This window comes from Bacillales bacterium (assembly GCA_035700025.1).
Classification (GTDB): Bacteria; Bacillota; Bacilli; order Bacillales; family DASSOY01; genus DASSOY01.
The window spans coordinates 1-6,687 of record DASSOY010000061.1 but is presented as its reverse complement, the minus strand read 5'-3'; the positions used below and the strand labels follow the sequence as shown (position 1 = coordinate 6,687).

6 protein-coding genes and 1 pseudogene are annotated in these 6,687 nt (G+C 48.4%); 6 read left to right on the top strand and 1 reads right to left on the bottom strand.

Features of this window, described 5'->3' with window-relative positions; translation table 11 throughout:
• The 3 genes from VFK44_10115 to rlmD form a co-directional block, all read left to right on the top strand.
• Positions 1 to 396: YegS/Rv2252/BmrU family lipid kinase (locus VFK44_10115; protein ID HET7628730.1), on the top strand; the 396-nt coding region annotated here is incomplete at its 5' end.
• Between the two features lie 11 nt (positions 397 to 407).
• On the top strand, positions 408 to 1,091 hold the full coding sequence (locus tag VFK44_10110; GenBank protein HET7628729.1) for a hypothetical protein: 684 nt from the start codon (positions 408 to 410) through the stop codon (positions 1,089 to 1,091).
• 13 nt (positions 1,092 to 1,104) lie between these two features.
• Positions 1,105 to 2,496, top strand: coding sequence for a 23S rRNA (uracil(1939)-C(5))-methyltransferase RlmD (gene rlmD / locus VFK44_10105; GenBank protein HET7628728.1), 1,392 nt, complete (start codon positions 1,105 to 1,107; stop codon positions 2,494 to 2,496).
• Between the two features lie 243 nt (positions 2,497 to 2,739).
• Here the strand turns inward: rlmD and VFK44_10100 are convergent, their stop codons facing one another.
• Positions 2,740 to 3,060 (bottom strand): DUF2628 domain-containing protein, encoded by a 321-nt coding sequence (locus VFK44_10100; GenBank protein ID HET7628727.1) that lies wholly within the window; start codon positions 3,058 to 3,060, stop codon positions 2,740 to 2,742.
• A 323-nt stretch (positions 3,061 to 3,383) separates the two neighbouring features.
• Between VFK44_10100 and VFK44_10095 the strand changes: the two genes are divergently transcribed.
• From VFK44_10095 to VFK44_10085, 3 genes and pseudogenes are all read left to right on the top strand, one after another.
• Complete coding sequence (locus tag VFK44_10095) at positions 3,384 to 4,337, top strand: tRNA-dihydrouridine synthase (GenBank protein HET7628726.1); 954 nt, start codon at positions 3,384 to 3,386, stop codon at positions 4,335 to 4,337.
• Positions 4,338 to 5,042: pseudogene (locus tag VFK44_10090) on the top strand (glycosyltransferase).
• 118 nt (positions 5,043 to 5,160) lie between these two features.
• Positions 5,161 to 6,567 (top strand): PQQ-dependent sugar dehydrogenase, encoded by a 1,407-nt coding sequence (locus tag VFK44_10085; GenBank protein HET7628725.1) that lies wholly within the window; start codon positions 5,161 to 5,163, stop codon positions 6,565 to 6,567.
• Positions 6,568 to 6,687 lie beyond the last annotated feature (120 nt).

The window sequence follows — 6,687 nt, the reverse complement described above, 5'->3', positions numbered from 1 at the left end:
GTGCGCCCAACGCAAGTGCGGATCGAGTTTGACGGCCGTCTGTTCGAAGGCGAGATCATGCTGTTTCTAGTTGCCAATACGAATTCGGTGAGCGGTTTTGAAAAGGCCGCTCCTGATGCGCTGTTGAACGACGGCTTGTTCGAGCTGATGATTTTAAAGAAAACGAATCTTGCCGGCGTCGTTGCCGCGGTGCAAAAGGCGATTCGCGGCGATCATATTAACGACCCGAACGTGATTTATACAAAGGCGAGTCATATAAAAGTGTACCCGGAAACGAAAATGCAATTGAATCTCGACGGGGAATTCGGCGGGCTTTTCCCGTGTGAGCTGGCCAACTTGTATCAGCATCTGAGACTGCTCGTTCCTGAAGAAACCGCGAAAAAATATCGGAAGTGAGGAGCGATCGGATGCTAAAAAAGGTTGGAATTTTGGTTGGAGTCGTGCTTGTTGCTTGTGCTACTTTTCTATACATGGAACGAGACCGGCTCGAAGCTTTTTTCACGGACGAAATTGTCGTCACGCAATCGGAACCGGTTTCGTACATCGCTGAGCAAGGCTATCACATCCGTAATAATGATTGGATATACAAAGCCTTGGAGAGTCTTGAACATTTAGAACCGATTTCCGGGCCGAAACCGCCAACATATGCGATTCGTTATACTTTCCGAGTGAACGGAAAATGGGGCCTGTCCATTTCCCAGGTCGATGGCGAATGGGTCATGGACGACGACGGGAAGCTTTACAAAGCCCCGAAAGATTTTATTGAAATGCTGGCGATGCCGCGGTCCGATTTTTTAAAAATGGACGGCGTGGACGGTTGGACGGATTGGGCCCTTTTCGTGAAGATCGACGGGGTTATCCACGTGGCGCAAAGCCCGCAAATCCCTTACCGTGAAGGGCTTGATACCGTTTTCCAAGTTAAAAAATTGCCTGACGATCCCGGGGCGGATTTTACAATGAAAGACATCCCGAACCACTCGGGATTCTTCGGTGACGGCACTCCGGTTTATCGTTTGGACGGCAAATTTTATGTGAGAGATTTGAAGGAACCTGACGTGATGGACGTGCTTGCTCCGGTACACGAAGATTAAAGGATGAATGTGCATGCCGAAAGCGGAATTACCCGTACAAAAAAATGACATCGTCGAAGTGACGTTTTCAGATTTGACCCATGAAGGCAGCGCTGTCGCGAAAGTGGACGGCTATACGCTGTTCGTGCCGCAGGCGTTGCCCGGCGAACGTGCGTCGGTGAAAGTGCTGAAGACGAAAAAAGGGTATGGGTTCGGGAAATTGCTCGAACTGCACGAAACGAGTCCGGAGCGGATCGAACCGCCTTGTCCGATTTATAAACAATGCGGCGGCTGTCAGCTCCAGCATCTTTCCTACGAGGGCCAACTGAAGCAAAAACATCGCATGGTCAAAGAAACGCTGGCTCGGCTCGGCGGTTTGGAAGACGTACCCGTACATCCGGTGCTCGGCATGGAGGACCCGTGGCGCTACCGCAACAAGGCGCAAGTGCCGGTCGGCGAGCGCGAAGGCGGCTTGATCGCCGGCTTTTACCAGCGCGGCTCGCACCGCATCATCGATATGAACGAATGTCTCATTCAAGAACCGACGAACGACGACGTCGTGCAACAGGTGAAAGAGATTGCCGACCGGTACGGCGTACGTGCGTATGATGAAAAGACGCATAAAGGTGAGCTGCGCCACGTCGTTGTCCGGTACGGGCAAAACAGCAGCGAGGTCATGGTGATTTTCGTTACGAAAAGTACGCATTTGCCGAGCCGCAAGGCAATCGTCCGCGAGGTGACCGATGCGATCGACGGCGTGATGTCGATCGTGCAGAACGTGAATCCGAAGCGGACGAATACGATTTTCGGCGAAGAAACGCTGGTGTTATGGGGCCGAGAGGTCATTTATGACACGATCGGCGACGTGAAATTCGCGATCTCGGCGAGATCGTTCTTCCAAGTGAATCCGAAGCAGACGAAAGTGCTTTATGAAAAAGCGCTTGAGTATGCGAGGTTGAGCGGGGAAGAAAGCGTCGTAGACGCGTATTGCGGAATCGGCACGATTTCGCTGTTTTTGGCGAAGCAAGCCGGACATGTGTACGGCGTGGAAGTGGTGCCGGAGGCGGTCGAGGACGCCCGGAAGAACGCGGAGCTGAACGCGATCTCGAACGTGACGTTCGAGATCGGGAAAGCGGAGGACGTGATTCCGGCGTGGCACAAGCAAGGGGTGACGACGGACGTAGTCGTCGTCGACCCGCCGCGGAAGGGATGCGACGAGGCTCTTCTGGCGACGATCGTCGCCATGAAGCCGAAGCGCATCGTGTATGTTTCGTGCAATCCCGCGACGTTAGCGCGGGATTTGAAGGTGCTGGAAGCCGGAGGCTTCCAGGCGCAGGAGGTGCAGCCGGTGGATATGTTCCCGCAGACGGTTCACGTCGAATGCGTTGCGCAGATCGTTTTAAGAGAAGAAGCAGGAACCTGTTAAAGGGTTGCCTGCTTCTATTTGATTGTAGGAGCAGAAAAGATAGTAAATTGTTACAGTCCACGACCATCGACGATACCGGTACGATACGGTGACACTCCCCAGTCGCTTGCGTTTGATGGGCGATTTATGGAAAAATTTTTAATCGGCGGGGTCAATTAATGCGGGAATATAGGCAAAACAGAGAATATAAAAAGAGCACCGAATTGCAGTGCTCCTGCTTCATTATTTAACATTTAACGCTTGTTATGCAACATTTTCACCCGTAATTATGCCACTTCCTATTAATGCGTTTCTGGATCCATCATCAGCAGGACGATAACCCTTCTCAAGTAAATCTTTGATGAAGATTTTGTTGTAAATAAACGAGAAGAAAATACCAGGGATCCACGCACCAAAGCCGAATGTAAATACTCCCACAGCTAGTGCAGTAATAAACATAATTGCGGCCCACTTTAGATCCCCACGAAATAGCGCTGGGAAAAAACCAAAAAAGAATGTTGTCCAGCTAAACCCCAATTTGACCTGTTTTGTTACTCCTGCATCATTTCTTAAATTTACTCTCAACCTGTAACCCCCTTGTATTGAAAAAACAACCTTATCAAGTAAAAAAACACAAAATTTGAAAAGGCTTTTGCAATGTATCTATTTTAACATAAAAATATCCATATCGTTTATGTGTGGATGAACTTTTTTTCTTCACTCATTCGTTTGATAGTCTTTCCTCTGCAATCCTTGTGTCAACTGATTTACCCATTGAATGGTGATTTATGAAGATCTGTTTCCTATCGTTTGATCAAAGGGCGTAAGCATGGTATAAATTTTAAAGGAAGCCGGGTTGGCTTTTTATTTTGGGGAAAAACCGATCCCCTCATGAGAGGGTTTATAGGATGACAGATAACTTTTGGCATCATTTACCGAAACCGTTTTTTATATTGGCGCCGATGGAAGATGTGACGGATGTTGTTTTCCGCCATGTGGTGAGTGAAGCGGCGAGACCGGATGCGTTTTTTACAGAGTTCACCAACACGGAGAGTTATTGTCACCCGGAGGTGGACCAAAGTGTGCGCGGGCGGTTAACTTTTACAGAAGATGAACAGCCGATTGTTGCTCATATTTGGGGCGATAAACCGGAATTGTTCGAGAAAATGAGTATCGGTATGGCGGAACAAGGTTTTCAAGGTGTCGATATCAATATGGGCTGTCCGGTAGCGAATGTAGCACCGAAAGGGAAGGGAAGCGGTCTGATCCGCCGTCCGGATGTGGTTGCAGACATTATACAAGCTTCAAAAGCCGGGGGTTTGCCGGTAAGCGTGAAGACGAGGCTTGGTTATACGGAAGTCGAGGAGTGGCGCGGTTGGCTCAAGCACTTATTGCAGCAAGACATCGTGAATCTCTCAATTCATCTGCGGACAAGAAAAGAAATGAGCGAAGTGGCTGCGCATTGGGAACTGATTCCGGAGATCAAGAAGCTGCGTGATGAGGTAGCACCAGACACACTTCTGACCATTAATGGCGATATTCCGGACCGTCAAAAAGGCTTGGAGCTCGCTGAGGAACATGGTGTGGACGGCATTATGATTGGGCGCGGGATTTTTCATAATCCATTTGCCTTTGAAAAAGAGCCGAAAGACCACAGCAGCGAGGAATTTATTGAGCTTTTACGGTTACATCTTGACCTTTATGATAAGTATGTAAAAGAATTTGGGCCGCGGCCGTTCAAACCGCTTCGCCGCTTTTTTAAGGTCTATTTACGCGGATTTCGCGGGGCGAGTCAACTAAGACATCGCTTGATGAGCGCCGAGTCCACGGATGAAGTTCGTGAGGTGCTCGATCAATTTTAAATGCCAGACCCTGATTTCGTGAACGCGATTTCGGGGTTATTTTTGAGTATAAAATCAGTTGAAAATAAGTGGTTAGTGGCATTGGCGTTCGTTCTCGTATTAGCATGATGTCGTCAACAGGATCTGTGCAAGCGAAAGCGGACGATAAGGGTGATGCGGCCTGCCTAAGTGAGAAAATGGTGCAGTTGAAGACGGATATGCAGAAGGTATGGATTGATCATACGATATGGACGAGAAGTTATATTGTCAGCGCGATGACGAATCGACCGGATCAGAAGGATGTATTGGACCGGCTTTTGCGGGAACCAGGAGGATATCGGCAATGTGATCAAGCCTTATTACGGCGAGGCTGCCGGCAATCAACTGACTCAACTGCTGAAAGAGCATATTCAGATCGCCGGAAAAATTGTCGAAGCCGCCAAAAGAGGCAATGAGGCTGATTTGAAAAAGCTGCAAGCGGTTTGGCATCGAAACGCTGATGAGATCTCCAAATTTTTAAGCGGAGCGAATCCGAACTGGCCGTTAAAAACGATGCAAGATATGCTGTATACGCATCTGCAATTGATCACGGACATCGTCATCGCTTGTCTCAAAGGTGATTGGCAGGCGGACATTGCAGCCACCGACAAAAACGAAATTCATATGATTCATTTGGCGGATATCCTGACCCAAGGCATCGTGAAGCTGTTTCCTGATCAATTTTAACAAATGAGCTTTCTATGGTCACCGCAAGGGATGGCTGTAGAAGGCTTTTTTTGTACTAAGAGCCACGTGCTCATCATATTGTTATTTTTAAGAAACCATAAGAAGGGGCATTCCTGATTTGAGAACAGTTAAGGTCGCTTTACGGCCCATTGTCAGCAAAATCAATTTACCTACGGTTTTGAAAACTGCATTTCTTCCCGGGGATTCAATGGACAGCTTATTTATTGCCACCCAGGCAGGAGAGATCTTTGCCCTCGGAAATGGGAGGATCAAGCCTTTTTTAGATATTCGTCAGCGAATCATCAAGCTTGGCTCCGATGGGGGATACGACGAACGGGGGTTGCTCGGGCTGGCGTTTCACCCGCAATTTTATCGTAACGGACTTTTCTATCTTCATTATACCGCAGCTGGAACCCAAGGTCCGGGGGCGCTTGCGGGTACTTTTGAATCTTTTCAGCCGAACCCGTGCGACCCGAAAACCTTAAACTTGAGATGGACAGATCGAGAAACGCGCTTTGATCATATCGACACCGTTGAAGAATGGATTTTGCAATCGAACGGCCAGCCCCAGAAACGACGAACGCTGCTTAACATGAGAAGACCTTTTTTTAACCATAACGGGGTCAACAGCTTGAATTTCTCACCTGAAACCGGAAGACTTGTATTAACGACCGGAGACGGTGGGTCGGGGTATGATCCCTTTAATCTCAGTCAAAATCCGATGGAAATCGCCGGAAAAATCATTGAAATCGATGTAGATAAACAAGTCGCGATCAGTAATCCTCCCGTAGTTACGCGTTTTCATGAGCTGCCTGTGCCGATTCAGGGAACGCTTACGGTCATGGCCAAAGGGGTTCGAAATATACCCGGTATTTCCTTTCAAAGGGTTTCCAATCAGTATCTCAAGTTTGTCGGAAATGTCGGACAGGATTTGTCAGAGTCCGTCTATTCCTTTACTCATTATCAGCCGATACCGGTCACTCAGCTTGTTCAATCGGAATCAGACCCGGAAGGATGGATGAACTTTGGCTGGCGGGGATGGGAAGGTACGATTCCAACTTCGACGGTTAGAGGCTGCTCAGGAAATCAGACTTTGAATGAGAAAACGATCGCCTATTACGAGGAGGCGATAAAAACTTCGACGAAGCGTCTTCCGCCTTTAACGGGTTATTTTCACCAAGATCCGCGCCGTGATAAATTCAGCGGCACCGCGCTGACAGGAGTCCAACCCTACATAGGGAATGGCATCTCCGATTTAACGGGAAGCGTTGTATTTACCGATCTTGCCCGGAAAACAGAATCGCAATCGCCGGTTAGAGGCGCCTTAGGTTATACGAAAGTAAGAACGGATGGGAAATTCAATGATTTTGGTTTGATTGAACCGAATTATGATTTTGGGTCCGGCTCCGCTTATTATGTGAGTTTAGGAACGAATCAGGCCCATACCCGGCTGTTTTTAGGCGTTTACGGGTCTACGAACGTGACTGACTTTCACCAAGGGACCGTTTTTGAGGTGGTTCGGTAGGGTTTTGGGGGTGGGAGTGGTATTGGGCTTTCTGTTGCCGTGGAATGCGGTTGTGGGGGGCTTTTTTATTGATTGAAATTGGAAAAAACCTGTTACAATAAAGGAAACTAAACTTAGCAG